Here is a 14,523-nt window from a genome sequence, read left to right on the forward strand (position 1 = left end):
CCCGCGACCGCGTGACCGGTCCGGGGGCATGGCCAACCTGAGAGCAGGTCGTCATGCCACACCGTATCGCCGGATTCTTCGTTGCGGTCCTGCGCCGGTTACTGCCGGCGCCCGGTAGGCACCGAACCGCGGCCGCATGCCCGGGGGCGAGCCCTTACCGCACCCACCACCCCCGACCTCAACACATCAGCGGCGAGGTACACCAGGTTCACCAGCAAGCAGAGCTGACCTGGGACCTCCCTCTCGTCCGTCCGTACCTACTCGCTCACGAACGACAGCAGGAAGAACGTCGTCGGCTCGCCGCGTCCTCACTCGACGCGTGGTGGAAAGGCCAGTACGTCGCGGAGGTGACCGCATGAATCAGACCCACGTGGTCCGGCTGCTGCCGTGGTCCCGAGCGGACGGCAAGCCCTGTTACCTCAGCACGGACAACAGCAATGGGTACCTGTGGCAGCTGGCCGACAACATGGAAGCGATACAGCTCGGCATGGGTGCCGGGCTCATCGAGCACGCTGAGCAGGTCCTCAGCGCCCCCAAGGTGACCCTCGAAGAGGTCCGCTACCTCGCCAACCGCCTGGTCGAGTCCCTTGCCGACACGCTGCGGATCGCGGAGAGCCGTGGTGAGCGCCTCCAGGCATCGGCACCGGACGGCAAGAGCGATGGGGAGGGAGAGGACGGCGATGGTCCGTCGCTGCCGACGGATGCATTCGGATGATCCGAGCTGCGGAGTGCCGACCTGGGTGAGGATCTGCCTTGCTGTGGACGAGTTCCCGCGCGGACGGGAGAGCGGGCGACCGCACACCTCACCGCACCCCACCCCGAGGCTCCTGAAGAAGGTCCGAGCAAGTTGGGCCCGCGCCCTACTTGAAGCCGATCACGTAGCACTGCACGGCAGGCTCACAGAGGCCGTGCGCGGCTGACGGTGGGCCATCTACCTCGCGGGATGGACCCGAGCTCCGCGCGAAAGTCCGGCTCGCCGTGAACACACCTCGGGCGAGCCGGACTTTCGCGTACCGCAGCACCCACATGCGCCGACAGCCAACCCCTTGCGCCCCCAACAGCGATGCGCTGAACTGACGCCCCGTCAGGTCATGCGCCTGGCTGACGACGCGGGAGGTGCGCACAGTGCAGACGATCTGGTTCAGCGGTGCCGAGTGGCTCGCCGTGCTACGCATCGGGCTCGGGTTGTGGTGGCTGGAGAGCTGGCGACACAAGGACAAGAAGGAATGGTTCAAGGGCGGCGGTGTGACATGGGCGGCGGGCATCGCCGCGAAGCACCGCTGGCCCTTCGTGCGCAGCAGCTTCGATCGCCTGGTCAAGCCGTATCCGCGGGTGATGGCGTACGTCGTCGCCTACGCCGAGCTCGCCCTCGGGCTCGGCCTCATCCTCGGCTTCCTCACGCCCATCGCGCTCGCTGCCGGCTTCGTCCTGAACCTCATCTACCTCGTGCTCATGATCCACGACTGGGCTGAGCAGGGACAGAACTTGATGATGGCGCTGATTTCGCTGGTCGCCCTGTTCTCCATGAGCTGGCAGGTCTGGTCAGTGGACAAGGCATTCAGGCTCTTCATGTAACGCGAGTCATGTAGCGCGACGGGCTCGGCGTGGCCGCGCCGGTCAGTCGATGACCCCGAGCGCGGTGTCCGGCCGGCAGTACGGGCAAGCGCCGATTCCCTGCGCGAGGGCATGAAGGGCCTGCTCCCTAGAGAGGCCGGCCCCCTTCCCCATCCCGCAGTCACCGAGGTGTACGTACACGGGCGCAGCGTCGCGGCCACCAAGACGCTCACGCTCAAGCTTCCACTCGGGCGGTGGCGGCACCTCGTGCTGCGGTTGCACCGTCTGCCGTTCCTCTTCCTGCTCGATCCACCGCCGCGTCTGATCGAGCTGCTGCAGCTGGACCCGCTGCAGGAAGCGCAGCAGCTCCAGGCGAGACGGCAGTCGGTCGTTCATAAGTTCGATTTTAGACGGGCTGAGTGCGCCGATCATGGCGAGGGGCGGCTGTCCTGCGCCATCGAGCCTTGAGCGCGTGACCCTGAAGTTTGAGCGGTAGCTCGTTGGCGGTCTCAGAGCCGACACTGTCAGGGATCTCAAGATTCACATGGAAGACCGTGCGATCTCCTGGTGGTTCCGGACACATCCCGTCCCCACTCCGCCGGCCTCGGCGGTTATCGGCGGAACCGGCGGGACTGGCCGCGCAGCTTGGGCATCCAGCTCGGCCCCCAGGTCATGATGGTCGCCGTCGCGGCCAAGCTGCCGAGTACCACGAGGAAGGCGCCCGGATAGAGGTGGTTCACCCAGCATGGTGCCCACTCGCTGGTGCAGGGCTTCGAGGAGGTCCTCCTTCCGGGGATCGCGCGGGAGACGGCCATCCCGCTCACCACGGCCACGGCCGCCCACGCGATACCGGCCACGGCCCATCGAGGCGAACGCTCACCCTCGGCCGAGTTGACCCGGCGAAAGGAGCGCTTGGCGGCCGTGAACGTGATCGGCAGCAGCACGCCGACGGTGACGCCGAATCCGATGCCGGTAGCCGGCCAGTACACGGCCAGATCCCACAGCTCGTCACCGAGCCACAGCGATACCGCAAGGAATCCGACGAGGGCTATGACCGCAGCGACCTGCTTGGCGTTCTTCTTCCGGCTCGCCTCGGAACGGTTCATCAGCGGGTCCTCTCGGTGGTCTTGCGCGTGCGGTCGGTGCATGGCCATGGCCTCGGTGAGCCCTCGAGCGCCGGGTTGGTCATAGGTCATCGCTCAGCTCAGCTGCGTGGGCCCCGTAGATTCCCAGCGGAACGGCCGCACGGGCGCCACCAGCTCCAAACGGACACCCAGCAAGAGGCGAGAGACCGCCGAACTTGTCCGCCGCCTTCGAAGAACCTCCGGTCAAACGCCACAGCGCCCGGATTTGCGTACGGCGCACGCTGCCGCGAGCTCCCCCACTGTCACCCCTGACGCCCCAGCACGTCATGCCACTCCAACTTCGGTGGCACAAACCTAATGATCACCACGGCACGCCGGCAATGATCAAGGTTCGATGACGCGGGGCAGCGGCCCCCTGTACGCCCGCCGTGCCGCTGCTCCCTGATTCGCGATGCGGGACGTCTCTGGCCGATACACCTCACCCAAGCCACTCGACATCCCTTTCCAGCCATCAACGAACCGCGTTGTCGCGATCATGCCTAAGATCCTCAACACATCAAGATGAGTGTTGGGTCTGAAGCATGAGTGCTGGGTCGGGGGGCGCCGTGGGAGCCGGCGAGCAGCTAGTAACGATCGCCGCTGTACTGCTCGGTGCGCTGACGTCGTACGTCGGGAGCTACCTGTCCGAGCGGAACCGCACCAGGTACGAGCTGCTGACGAGGTGGGACGACAGGAAGCTCACCGCGTACGAGGGCTACATCGACCGGATGAGGGCGGTCATCTTCCTGGCCGTCCAGCTCTACGAGGACCGAGAGGGCATCCGCGCAGCGGACAAGACGCAGGAAGAGATGCTCGTGGAGCATCTGGAAGCGAGCCGTCTGAGAGGACGCTCCTTCGAGCGGATCATGCTCCTCGGAGGCGACGACGTCATAGAGGCGGCCCACGAGCTCAACGCCATCGCCCAGGAGATCGACTGGCAGGCGACGGGCAAGACCGAGGGAACCTTGGAGGAGTGGCGCAGCCGACACCGCTCCGTGTTCCGCGCGATCAACAACTTCCACGAAGCAGCCCGCACAGACCTCGGCGTCCAGGGCAACGCGACTGGCGAGAAGCATCCTGAGCGGGACCTTCTACTTCCCCCGGCGCGCTCCGAAGACGACAACAGGGCATGAGCCCTCTCAGCTCGCCAGCCCACCCAACCGAGACAGTCCGCCACAAAGCTGCCGACTCGTCTCGACGCCCCCGATACCGGCCGTCAGTGCAATAGCCAGGCTGAGTAACTACCTTCTTTTGCGAGTTCAAGGCGGCTCGCTCCGCTCATCGCGCGCCGCCCGGCCCCCGGCCCGGCCTGCGCTCCTGTCTACGCCCCGCTCCAGACCAGCCAGCGCCCGTACCGCACGCACAGCATGCATCCACCTGACGCCAGAGCTGGGCTACGTCGTGGCAGGGGCGGTCGACTCCACGGCTTTAGACAGCCACTTTGGGGCGAGCCTCTACGATCACGGCCCCCAACGTCGTGCTTTACCGGGCAGGTCCACAGACTGCCCGACGCGCCGCAAGCTTGCGGGGCCGTGATCACTCGCCCCCAAGCAGCCTCACCCCAAAGCTGCTCCATCGACCTCGTTACTGTGTGCGCCTCTCAAGAACGACAGCCGTCGCCAGAGCCATTGGCGAAGCCAACTCAGGGACGTAGTAGGCGGCAGTAAACATGCCCACCGCCACTGCCCAGCGGGCAGCTCGCTGACGCTTCGGCTTGTTCCACCAAACCGTGCGAGAGCGCCAGACCACTCCCGCCGACGAAACCTTCTTGGACAACGATTCCTCCTCAGGCTGAACCCGCCTCTCAGCACCACGCGGTCACGCAGCGCTGTGGGCCTGACCGTTCCACCGCGCTGCCGGAGCTTGAAGAGAACAGGGACTACTCAGCTGGGGCTGACAACTAGGCTGGTGGTCAGGGTCGTTGTCCGAGAGGTCCATGTCGGACCTGCCAGGACTGAGTACCAAACGAGGCCGGGGGTGCATGTGACTGGAGACAGCCCAGCTCAAACGCTGCAAGAGGAACTCAGGTCACTTGAGCGACGGGCTCAGTCCGTCCGTAAGGGGCAAGGGCGAGCATGGACTCGGAATGCGGCCGTTCAGCTTTCAGGGCTTTCAAAGCAAACAGTAAGCGGCTGGTTCAGCAAAACGAGTCCGAGGATTCCCAAGAATTCTGATGACCTCTGGAAATTGGTAGCGACCTACAGCTCTTGGGCGAATGAACAGCTGCGTCGCGCCTTCTGGAATGACCTCTGGGAGGCGGCCGCCAGGGTCAATAATAAGGGATCATTAGTAACCCTAGGTCAGAAAATAAAGCACTGGACCGACCCATTCCTCCTTGAAGTTCACCGTTCCATTGATGTCGGAACTGGCCAACCAGAGCTGCCTCACCTTCCGGCTTATGTCAGACGACGCCACGATGATGAACTCGACGATATTGTGGCCCATGCAGTCGACGGTCAGAGCGCGCTCGCAATGCTGATCGGAGAGTCGGCTACAGGGAAAACCAGAGCATGTTGGGAAGCCGTTCAGAAGTTGCCCGACTCATGGAGTCTGTGGCATCCGATCAACCCTGGTCATGCAGAGTCACTACTCGACTCTCTCCGCAAGGGCATCCCACCAAGAACAGTTCTCTGGCTTAACGAAACACAGCTCTACCTGGACACACCCGCAAGCACCCTTGGGGAGAAGGCGGCTGCTGGCCTGCGCGAGATCCTCAGGGACCCAGGGTCCAGTCCTGTACTAATCCTTGGAACAATATGGCCAAGATACTGGGATAAGCTAACACGATACCCATATAGGGGAGGCGAAGACACACATTCACAAGCGCGGGCTCTCCTTGCCGCATCAGATATTGCAGTTCCAAGCAGCTTCTCAGAAGATTCATTGGAGAAGTTGAAAGAACTCATGAAAGTCGACCCCCGCCTAGCGCAGGCGTATCACTACAGCGAGGGGAAGCAGGCACGCATCACGCAATTCCTCGCAGGTGCACCTGCTCAAATGGAGCGCTATCGGAACGCCCCCGAAGAAGCTAGGGAAATTATTGATGCCGCTATTGATTTGCGCCGATTCGGTCATACGCCAACTATCCCAGAGCCCTTGCTGGCTCAACTGGCCTCTGCGGCCCTCGATCCCGAGGTACTTAATGCGCTGGATGAGAACTGGTTTCACGAATCGCTTGAATATACCCTTGCCCCGTGCAAGGGCGTAGGTGGTCCCCTCAGCCGAGTACGAAGCCGTCCGGGGGAGTCCAAGCGGGCGGCCTCATACCGACTTTCCGACTACATAGAGCAGGCGGGCCGAGCAAAGCGCGGCACGATCTTCCCTTCAGTCGAATTCTGCCCTATATTGCTCAGAAACATTCGAAAGGCTGAGCAACTCCGCGCTATCGCCTCTTCACTAGAAGACGCTGGGCGAACCTTTTACGCGGCACAACTCTACCTGCGAGGAATGGAACTCGGGGATTATCACTCCGGTCATCAGCTCGCTGAAATATTGGAGTACGTAGGCGATACGTGCGGAGCGCTGGAGGTCGCGCAAATCCAGTTTTCTCATGGTGACCCAGATGGCGCCGAGCACCTTGCGCACTACCTCTACGCAGAAGGCAAGACAGCGGCAGCTGAAGAGCTATGCATTGGTGAATTCGACAAGGGTAACTATAGACCTCTTGCGAAATTGCGCGAAAGCTACGACTTCGATGGAAATGCGGAAGCCTACCGAACTCTTGAAGGTAAGGTACTGAGCCCTAGGCTGCCTGGGCTGTACTTTATAGCGTTCGAGTCTGGGGGGGCTGGATCTCCATACGATAAATCGGTTAGAGAGGCTGTCAAGCGCCTTCAAGTATCTGAGGATGAGGCGGCGAGAATAGTCAACGAAGAGCTCCAAAACATGAAGCCTCGGCTTGATCTTATTGTGCGCAGCCTTAAGGAACGCACCGAAGAAATGGCAGCCGCAACCGTTCGCCTGCAAAATCTTATTGACGAGGGTCCCCATGGAGAGCGTAAGGCAATCCATGAAGAGATTATGGAACTGCACGCAAAGGGAGACCTGGAAGGGGCTCGGAAGGAAATCGTCAAGGGGTTGAACGCTGGCTTGATTGGCCTAGAAGCCATGGAAAAACATCTAGTGCTTTGCGGTCAGTCGAATCCTGAGGAACCCGTAATGCGCCTAGGTGTCGACTGGGACGCTAATCCAATGGGCGCTTGGAACCTCGCTGAGGTTCGGCGCGCTTGCCGCACGGCTGTCGATCCCTGTGACTCTCTTGATCAGTAGCAACTTGCCGTCGAGCAGTCCTAGCCCGCGACAGGGAAAGCGCACCAGGCGGGGCAGGGACCAGCGGCCAACGGCGGTTTCTGGGCGACGGTCGCCGGCGGGGTGTTAGGCATTCTTCTTACTGGGTCAGCGAGCACATCGACCGCAAACGATCAGTGATTGCCAAGCTAAGGGCTTCCTGGCCCGGGAGATCGGGACCACCGGCCGCGTGGAGTATGCCCGCACCTCGCCACCCACTACCTGGCCTTGTCTTCGACTCTTCCGGCGCTCATTCGGAAGTTCCCGTTGGAGTGCAGCGTGGGGCGGGCCTCAACGTGGTTACCGCTGTGCTTCTCCGCGTACTGGGCCGGGGCGTCGCCGGGAACGATGAAGTCTCCTCGCGCGCGTGGACCATCTGTGGACCACACCACGGGTCCTTCAAGGCCGAGCAAGTAATTCAGCAGGTCAGGGCCCATGACTGCGCTCGAAGCAGCCTTCTCTTGAAAACTGTCGTGGCGGCAACGCCACCGTGGGTTCAAATCCCACAGCCTCCGCCACAGGCCACATAACTGCAGGCCAGAAGGGGTGCCCGAAGCAACCGGGCACCCCTTTCGCGTTGAGCCTGTCTCACCACCTGGGCTCGCCTATACCCCGCCCGCGACAAGTGGGTGCGGCCAAGCCGCCGCTTGGATCGGTCTCGGCAACGTACTTCGTGCAGCGGTTTGATGAGGCCATCGCCGCTGGTAAACACGCTGTCGCGACGCTATGTGAGACGAAGGACCCGTCCGTGCCGGCAAGGCCATGGGAGAACTCGCCATCACCGTGCTCGCCGCCCAGGCCGACATCATGGAAGTGCGAGCCAGGTGGCGGCGCGCCGCAGTCGCCTATAAGTAGGCCGATGCCAAGAAACAGGGTACGGAAACGGAATAATGTATTCCGTGTGACTTCTCTTTGCGCGGGGGCGTCCATGGGTAACGCGGTTAGCGTTTGCGGGAAGTGGTCTTCGCTTGCTGTGATCGCCGGGGGTGTGGAGCTGTGGTTTGCGAGAAGGCGTTTTTGTGAGACGGCTTGCTCGCCCGAATGGTTCCACGCGATGAGCAGTGTCACATTCGCCGCTGCAGTGGATTAAACGCTTGCCAGATCCCGTGGACTCCGCTTGGATCTTGGTCGGAAGTCATGCGCAACCAAGAATCGGGGGATTCATGGGTATACGTAGAGCCGGAACGACCATTGCCGTAGCTCTTCTGCTGTCCGTTGGGGCAGCCATACCGGCATCCGCGGACAGCAGCGGATCAGGTGTCGAATCCACTGCCACTTCTGATGTCTTCGGGCGGAGCGCTTCCGAGGGGGCAAAAGGAAACCTCAGGGCAGCTGCCGAAGCCGGTGTCTTCATCACTGATGGCGACCGGGTTCACATCTCCAGCAACAAGAAGGAAGGCCGAGTCGCTTCGGCTCACGGCTGGTGGCGGAAGATAAACGGCCCGGGCACGAAGGCGAAAGTGACCGTTTGGCTCCAGGTAAAGGCAAAGAGCGGTAACAAGTGGCACTCGGTAAGCAAGAAGTCTTCCAACGTCAAGTCTGCCAATAAGCGCAGCAGCAAGCCGCGCACAACTGCCCGCAAGAAGTGCAGCAACAAGCAGAGTCGGCAATGGCGGACTGTGATCGACGTGGATATCATCGGCGTGAACGACTCGCCGGAGAAGGCGTACACCAAGCCCGTGAAGGTCCGCTGCGGCGTCTGATTTCAGTTGGCTGGCCGGTTGGGGGTAAATATGCATAGCGGGATGACAGTGGAAGTGCACGGAATCCTCAACCGGCACCACTGGCTCGAAAATATCGGTGAGGAACAGCTCCGCGAATCAACCATGGAACTTTCCATGCAGCGCGCGGAGGCCTACGGCTGGCACGCGCCCTACGGCTGGCGGACTCGGAACGGGAAGAAGTTCTTTCACCTGCCCGACCGTTGGCTCGACTGTGACACGGGCGGTGACTGGTCGGGAGCCCCGGAGATCAGGGAGTTGGCCTGGGTCCAGGCGGATATCCCGGAGGACGGACTCTATCCCCGTCTTCCGGTGCTCCCAATGGCCCGGACTGTCTTCGATGCCCTCACTCGGGTGGGCACGGTGGACTTCACGGCTCTCCGCACCTACCTCCCATTGCAGGTTGCCGCAGGTGATGCCTCTGGTGACCTCGATGACATGCGGGAATGGTTCGGGCTCGCGTCGCCCGCCGAGCGCGTGGACAGCTACCTGACGCTATCGGCCGCTCCTTCGGCGGCGTGGGCCGCTGGAGAGTGGAAAACTCGGGTTCAGAGCGCCATGACGGAACACCTGGGTGACGTGGCCACAGTTGAGGCGCGCAGCAAGATCAGTACGTCGCATCTTGCGGCACAAGCAACGGGCCGGTCGCCCATCGAAGGAGCTCAACCCGTGGGGCAGTTCTTGTTCCGCACGCGTGAGTGGACACCGGACGTCGCGGTGTGGCTGAGCGAAGTAGCCGGGGAGGCTCTTCGGGTAACAGGGCACGCAGTACCTGTCATCGTGACTGTCTCGGTCGCCCGCGCGAACTGACCAGGTTCGCGTCGGTGGTCAGCCGGTCGAGTCGGCGACTCTGTACATCTCGGCGGGGGGGGGGGGGGGGGGGGAGGGGGGGTGGGGGGGGGGGGGGGGGGGGGGGTGGGAGGGGGGGGGGGGGGGGGGGGGGGGGGGAGGGGGGGGGGGGGGGGGAGGGGAGGGGGGGGGGGGGGGGGTGTTCCCCCCCCCCCCCCCCCCCCCCCCCCCCGCCGCCGTACGGCCCCTGCGTCCTCCTCGCTCAGACCTTGAAGGACGCCGCCAGTGGGAGATGGTCGCTGCCGGTGGACGACAGCGTCCACGCGGTGGTCGGGTCCACGCCCTTGACCATGATCTGGTCGATCCGGGCCATCGGGAACGCGGCCGGCCAGCTGAAGCCGAACCCGTCACCGGCCGCGCCCTGCGCCGACCGCAGCTGCGAGGTGACCGGCGCCAGCGACCGGTCGTTCATCGTGCCGTTCAGATCGCCCAGCAGCACGACCTTGGACAGCGGCTCGTCCGCGATGGCCTCGCCCAGCGCCTCGGCGCTGTTGTCCCGCTGGTTCGCGGTGAACCCGGCCTTGACCTTCACCCGTACCGAGGGCAGGTGCGCCGCGTAGACCGCGACCCGCTGCCCGTCGGGGGCGGTCACCGTGGCGCGCAGCGCCCGCGTCCAGCCCATCTTGATGTCCACCGGGCGGGCGTCGGAGAGGGGGTACTTGCTCCACACGCCGACCGTGCCCTCGATCGTGCGGTACGGATACTGCTTCGCCAGCGCCGCGCGGTACGCGGGCAGCGCCTTGGCGGTCAGCTCCTCCAGCGCGATCACGTCGGCCCCGGAGGCCGCGACCTTCCGGGCGGTGCCGGCCGGGTCGGGATTGGCCGCGTCGACGTTGTGCGTGGCGACCGTCAGATTGCCGGTGGCGCCGGACTTGTCGGTGAGCTGGCCGCCGAAGAGGTTGGCCCAGACGACCGCCGGCAGCACGAGCGCGATCAGCGCGGTCGCCGAGCGGCGCAGCAGCGCGGCGACGAGCAGCAGCGGGATGCCGAGGCCCACCCACGGCAGGAACGTCTCCAGCAGGCTGCCGAGATTGCCGATGGAGTTCGGCACGTCGGCGTGCAGCACCATCAGCAGGCCCAGCGCCACGGCCAGTACGGCGAGCAGGAGGCCGCGCCGCCACATGCCCTCGCGCTGCCACCACCCGGTCAGGCGGCCCGTCCGGCGGCCGGTCCCGTCGGGGCCCGCGCCCCGCCCCGCCTCCGACATGTACGCCTGCGTCATCCCGATGCCCTCACTGCCGTGCTCGTGCGCCCCGCCTGGCCCCCGACCCTAGGGCCTTGACCATAGGCGATGCTCAGCCTGTGCTGTCCCCTCAGGGGACGAAGCGCGGATGGCCAGGGTTCCGCCGGCGCCCGCGCCGACAGGTGCTGTGACAGAACGGGCATGAACCGCTCATCGAGCGGTCGGATTCGGGCGGCGGGAAGATCATTCTGCCCGCCACCCCGAACGGCCCGCAACGTCGGGTGTACGCGGCCGGACGCCGTCCAGGACCGTGTCGACGATCTGCTCGGCGAGGCCCTCGGGCAGTTCCTGCCACTCGTGCAGCAGCGCCCGGGAGAGCATCGGCGCCACGAAGAGGTCGGCCAGGACGTCGACGTCGCAGTCGGCGCGTATCTCGCCGCCCGCGATGCCGCGCCGCAGGACGGCCAGCAGCGCGTCGCGGCGCGCCCGCACGACCGTGTCGTGGTACTCGCGCCAGAGCTCGGGCTGCGCCTTGACCTGGGTGATCACCGTCCGCAGCAGGGCGGAGTTGCGCTTGGCCAGGCCGCGCCGGCGCAGGAACTCCAGCAGCAGTACCAGGTCGTCGCGGACCGACTCCCCGGGCAGCTCGGGATTCTCCTCCTCCAGCGAGCGCATCACGTCGAGCATCAGCCCGGCCTTGCCGGACCAGCGCCGGTACACCGTGGCCTTGCCCACGCCCGCCTCCTTGGCGATGCGCTCCATCGACAGGTCGGCGAGCGGGACGTCGCGCTCCAGCAGGTCCAGCACGCTCTCGATGATCGTGGACTCCAGCGCTTCGTTGCGCGGCCGCCCGGGCCTGCGGGTGGCCGCCGCTGCACAGGGGGGCTCGCCCCCGCCGGCCGCCGTCCCGTTCCGTTTTCCGCTGGTCACGCGCCGGCCCGCCTCTCGTTCCGTACTGCCAGGAGTGCCGTCAGGAGTGCCGTCAGGAGTGCCGTCGGCCGCTACGGCTTCCCCGCGGGAGAAGTCTCTCGCGACGTCTCCCGGCCCTGGCCGGCAGCCCGGTCGGCCGCCTTCCCGGGCAGGAAGAACCCGACGACCAGCGCGCCGACGACGGCGACCGTGGCGGAGCCGAGCGCGGTGACGTGCATGGCGTGCACGAACGCGTCGTTGGCGGCGGCGGCCAGCTGCCGGCCCGCGGGCCCCAGCTTCTCCGCGACGCCGAGCGTGGCCTCGATGGACTCGCCCGCCGCGTGCCGCGCGCCCGCCGGCAGGCCCGGTACGGAGTCCAGCGTGCCCTGGATGCCGTCGCGGTAGCTCGCGGACAGCAGCGAGCCCAGCACGGCGACCCCGAGCGTGCCGCCGACCTGCCGGAACGTGTTGTTCAGCGCCGAGCCGGAGCCGGCCTTCTCGCGCGGCAGGGACTGCATGATCGAGACCGTGACCGGCGGCATGATGTGCGCCATGCCCGTGCCCTGGAGGAAGAAGAGCACCTCCAGCACGAAGATCGGGGTGTCGGTGTCCATGAGGAGGAAGCCGGACATCGTGACGGCGACCAGCAGCATGCCGACCGTGCAGACGGCCTTCGCTCCGAAGCGGTCGACGACGTGCCGGGCCCGCGGCGCGAAGATCATCTGGGCGGCGGCCAGCGGCAGGATCAGCAGGCCGGCCTGGAGCGGGGTGTAGCCGCGCACGCTCTGGATGTAGAACACCATGAAGAACGTGACGCCCATCAGCGCGAAGAAGACCAGCGCGATCGCGGCGACGGCGGCGGAGAAGGCGGGCTTGCGGAAGTAACTGATGTCGATCGAGGGATGATCGATGCGCTTCTCGTACAGGACGAAGCCGGCCAGTACGAGCAGCCCGGCGAGGACCGTACCGAGCACCTGCGGGTCGGTGAAGTCGGCGAGCTGGCCGCCCTTGATGATGCCGTACACCAGGAGCACGAGGCCGACGACGGACAGCAGCACGCCCACCGGGTCCAGCCTGCCGGGCCGGGGATCCCTGCTGTCCGGTACCAGGAGCACCATCGCGGCCAGCGCGATCAGCACGATCGGCACGTTGACCAGGAAGACCGAGCCCCACCAGAAGTGGGCCAGGAGCAGCCCGCCGGCGATCGGGCCGATCGCGATGGCCAGGCCGACGCCGCCGGCCCAGATGCCGATGGCCTTCGGCTGCTCGTCGCGCTCGAAGACGTTCATGAGGATGGCGAGGGTGGCCGGCATGACCAGCGCGCCGCCCAGGCCCATCACGGCGCGGAAGGCGATGAGCTGGCCGGGCGAGCCGGAGATCGCGGCCAGTACGGAACCGAGGCCGAAGACCACCAGGCCGGTCAACAGGACCTTCTTGCGGCCCAGCCGGTCGCCGAGCAGACCGGCGGTGAACAGCAGGCCCGCGAAGACCAGCGTGTAGGAGTTGATCGCCCACTCCAGCTGGCTCTGACTGGCGCCGAGGCCGGTCGGGGCCGGGGTGGCGATCGTCTTCATCGCCACGTTCAGGATCGAGTTGTCCAGCACGACGATCAGCAGGCTGAGCATCAGCACGGCGAGGATCGCCCACCGGCGGCGGTGGACGGCCTCGGAGACGTGCCGCGCGCCGGCCGGCGCGGCGCCTATGCCCGCACCGGGCGAAGAATCGGATGAACGTGCCATACGAACCAGCGTACGCCCTTTTCGATACGGCACCGTTCCGTATCGTTGATTGTACTGAGCACGCATCACGGCCCGGCCCTCTTCCGTCGCCGCGCGCGGGCGTGTCAGCATGGGTGGTGAGTCCGGGGACGCCGTCAGGGCGCCTCGAGATGATGAACAAGGAGCCGTCGTCATGACGCAGCTTTCGCCTGCGCAGAGTCCTGCGAAAAGTACCGAAAAGTCCTTGTACGGCGGCACGGGATCCCGCCGTGTCACCGTCCGCGACATCGCCTCCGCCAAGGCCCGCGGCGACAAGTGGCCCATGCTCACCGCGTACGACGCGATGACCGCGTCCGTCTTCGACGAGGCGGGCATCCCCGTCCTGCTCGTCGGCGACTCCATGGGCAACTGCCACCTGGGGTACGAGTCGACCGTCCCGGTCACCATGGACGAGATGACGCTGCTGTCCGCCGCCGTCGTACGCGGCACGAAGCGCGCCCTCGTCGTCGCCGACCTGCCCTTCGGCACGTACCAGGAAGGCCCCGTCCAGGCGCTCCGCAACGCCACCCGGCTGGTCAAGGAGGCCGGCGTGGGCGCGGTGAAGCTGGAGGGCGGCGAGCGCTCGGCGGAGCAGATCAAGCTGCTGGTCGACGCCGGCATCCCGGTCATGGCCCACATCGGGCTGACCCCGCAGTCCGTCAACGCCTTCGGCGGCTACCCCGTGCAGGGCCGCGGCGAGGAGGCGGCCCAGCAGCTGCTGCGGGACGCCAAGGCGGTGCAGGACGCGGGCGCGTTCTCCGTGGTCCTGGAGGCGGTACCGGCCGAGCTGGCCGCCGAGGTCACCCGCTCGCTGCACATCCCCACCGTCGGCATCGGCGCGGGCCTGGAGTGCGACGCGCAGGTCCTGGTCTGGACGGACATGGCAGGGCTCACCAAGGGCCGGGTGCCGCGCTTCGTGAAGCAGTACGCGCAGCTGCGCGAGGCGCTGGGCGGCGCGGCGCAGGCGTTCGCCGAGGAGGTCGTGGGCGGCACGTTCCCGGCGGAGGAGCACACCTTCCACTGAGGATCCCCGCGAGGCGCTGCCGGTGGTCCGGCAGCGCCTCGCGCATGTCCGGCGGCGATCCGCGCCGGCGGCCTGCCGGCGAGCCGCGTCGGCGATCCGTGTCGGCGGTCTGTCG

General features: G+C 65.8%; 12 protein-coding genes. 7 read left to right on the forward strand and 5 right to left on the reverse strand.

The window, feature by feature from the left end:
* The first annotated feature begins 355 nt into the window (after positions 1-355).
* The gene (locus tag ACZ4MH_RS04485; protein ID WP_351593461.1) at positions 356-715 is read left to right on the forward strand and encodes a hypothetical protein; all 360 of its coding nucleotides are present in this window, start codon (positions 356-358) and stop codon (positions 713-715) included.
* Between the two features lie 410 nt (positions 716-1,125).
* Complete coding sequence (locus ACZ4MH_RS04490; RefSeq protein WP_351593458.1) at positions 1,126-1,575, forward strand: DoxX family membrane protein; 450 nt, start codon at positions 1,126-1,128, stop codon at positions 1,573-1,575.
* 42 nt (positions 1,576-1,617) lie between these two features.
* On the opposite strand, the gene ACZ4MH_RS04495 is transcribed toward ACZ4MH_RS04490, so the two are convergent.
* Both ACZ4MH_RS04495 and ACZ4MH_RS04500 read right to left on the reverse strand, forming a co-directional pair.
* Positions 1,618-1,950, reverse strand: coding sequence for a DUF6233 domain-containing protein (locus ACZ4MH_RS04495; protein ID WP_351593455.1), 333 nt, complete (start codon positions 1,948-1,950; stop codon positions 1,618-1,620).
* Positions 1,951-2,165: 215 nt separating this feature from the next.
* Positions 2,166-2,660, reverse strand: a complete 495-nt coding sequence (locus tag ACZ4MH_RS04500) for a hypothetical protein (RefSeq protein WP_351593452.1) — start codon at positions 2,658-2,660, stop codon at positions 2,166-2,168.
* A 560-nt stretch (positions 2,661-3,220) separates the two neighbouring features.
* Between ACZ4MH_RS04500 and ACZ4MH_RS04505 the strand changes: the two genes are divergently transcribed.
* From ACZ4MH_RS04505 to ACZ4MH_RS04520, 4 genes are all read left to right on the forward strand, one after another.
* Entirely contained in the window at positions 3,221-3,811 is a 591-nt protein-coding gene (locus ACZ4MH_RS04505) for a hypothetical protein (RefSeq protein WP_351593449.1), read from the forward strand.
* A 1,771-nt stretch (positions 3,812-5,582) separates the two neighbouring features.
* Positions 5,583-6,947, forward strand: a complete 1,365-nt coding sequence (locus ACZ4MH_RS04510) for a hypothetical protein (protein WP_351593446.1) — start codon at positions 5,583-5,585, stop codon at positions 6,945-6,947.
* 1,181 nt (positions 6,948-8,128) lie between these two features.
* Positions 8,129-8,668: a hypothetical protein gene (locus tag ACZ4MH_RS04515; RefSeq protein WP_351593443.1), complete on the forward strand. Its 540-nt coding sequence runs from the start codon at positions 8,129-8,131 to the stop codon at positions 8,666-8,668.
* A 42-nt stretch (positions 8,669-8,710) separates the two neighbouring features.
* On the forward strand, positions 8,711-9,496 hold the full coding sequence (locus ACZ4MH_RS04520) for a hypothetical protein (RefSeq protein WP_351593440.1): 786 nt from the start codon (positions 8,711-8,713) through the stop codon (positions 9,494-9,496).
* 241 nt (positions 9,497-9,737) lie between these two features.
* Here the strand turns inward: ACZ4MH_RS04520 and ACZ4MH_RS04525 are convergent, their stop codons facing one another.
* The 3 genes from ACZ4MH_RS04525 to ACZ4MH_RS04535 all read right to left on the reverse strand — a co-directional run bounded on the left by ACZ4MH_RS04525 (position 9,738) and on the right by ACZ4MH_RS04535 (position 13,366).
* Positions 9,738-10,658 carry an endonuclease/exonuclease/phosphatase family protein gene (locus tag ACZ4MH_RS04525; protein WP_467754190.1) on the reverse strand — a complete coding sequence of 307 codons (921 nt, stop codon included), beginning with the start codon at positions 10,656-10,658 and terminating at the stop codon, positions 9,738-9,740.
* Positions 10,659-10,961: 303 nt separating this feature from the next.
* On the reverse strand, positions 10,962-11,648 hold the full coding sequence (locus tag ACZ4MH_RS04530; protein WP_467754053.1) for a TetR/AcrR family transcriptional regulator: 687 nt from the start codon (positions 11,646-11,648) through the stop codon (positions 10,962-10,964).
* Positions 11,649-11,719: 71 nt separating this feature from the next.
* On the reverse strand, positions 11,720-13,366 hold the full coding sequence (locus tag ACZ4MH_RS04535) for an MFS transporter (RefSeq protein ID WP_351592084.1): 1,647 nt from the start codon (positions 13,364-13,366) through the stop codon (positions 11,720-11,722).
* A 172-nt stretch (positions 13,367-13,538) separates the two neighbouring features.
* On the opposite strand from ACZ4MH_RS04535, the gene panB reads away from it, so the two are divergent.
* Positions 13,539-14,408: a 3-methyl-2-oxobutanoate hydroxymethyltransferase gene (gene panB, locus ACZ4MH_RS04540; RefSeq protein ID WP_351592086.1), complete on the forward strand. Its 870-nt coding sequence runs from the start codon at positions 13,539-13,541 to the stop codon at positions 14,406-14,408.
* Positions 14,409-14,523 lie beyond the last annotated feature (115 nt).

This window comes from Streptomyces sp. NPDC026301 (assembly GCF_055567935.1).

What these genes read in the sequence shown, in the direction of transcription:
- ACZ4MH_RS04485 (WP_351593461.1), top strand. Translation starts at nt 356, where the DNA reads ATGAATCAGACCCACGTGGTCCGGCTGCTGCCGTGGTCCCGAGCGGAC.
- ACZ4MH_RS04520 (WP_351593440.1), top strand. Translation starts at nt 8,711, where the DNA reads ATGACAGTGGAAGTGCACGGAATCCTCAACCGGCACCACTGGCTCGAA.
- ACZ4MH_RS04510 (WP_351593446.1), top strand. Translation starts at nt 5,583, where the DNA reads ATGAAAGTCGACCCCCGCCTAGCGCAGGCGTATCACTACAGCGAGGGG.
- ACZ4MH_RS04525 (WP_467754190.1), bottom strand. Translation starts at nt 10,658, where the DNA reads ATGTGGCGGCGCGGCCTCCTGCTCGCCGTACTGGCCGTGGCGCTGGGC.
- panB (WP_351592086.1), top strand. Translation starts at nt 13,539, where the DNA reads ATGACGCAGCTTTCGCCTGCGCAGAGTCCTGCGAAAAGTACCGAAAAG.
- ACZ4MH_RS04505 (WP_351593449.1), top strand. Translation starts at nt 3,221, where the DNA reads ATGAGTGCTGGGTCGGGGGGCGCCGTGGGAGCCGGCGAGCAGCTAGTA.
- ACZ4MH_RS04515 (WP_351593443.1), top strand. Translation starts at nt 8,129, where the DNA reads ATGGGTATACGTAGAGCCGGAACGACCATTGCCGTAGCTCTTCTGCTG.
- ACZ4MH_RS04495 (WP_351593455.1), bottom strand. Translation starts at nt 1,950, where the DNA reads ATGAACGACCGACTGCCGTCTCGCCTGGAGCTGCTGCGCTTCCTGCAG.
- ACZ4MH_RS04500 (WP_351593452.1), bottom strand. Translation starts at nt 2,660, where the DNA reads ATGAACCGTTCCGAGGCGAGCCGGAAGAAGAACGCCAAGCAGGTCGCT.
- ACZ4MH_RS04535 (WP_351592084.1), bottom strand. Translation starts at nt 13,366, where the DNA reads ATGGCACGTTCATCCGATTCTTCGCCCGGTGCGGGCATAGGCGCCGCG.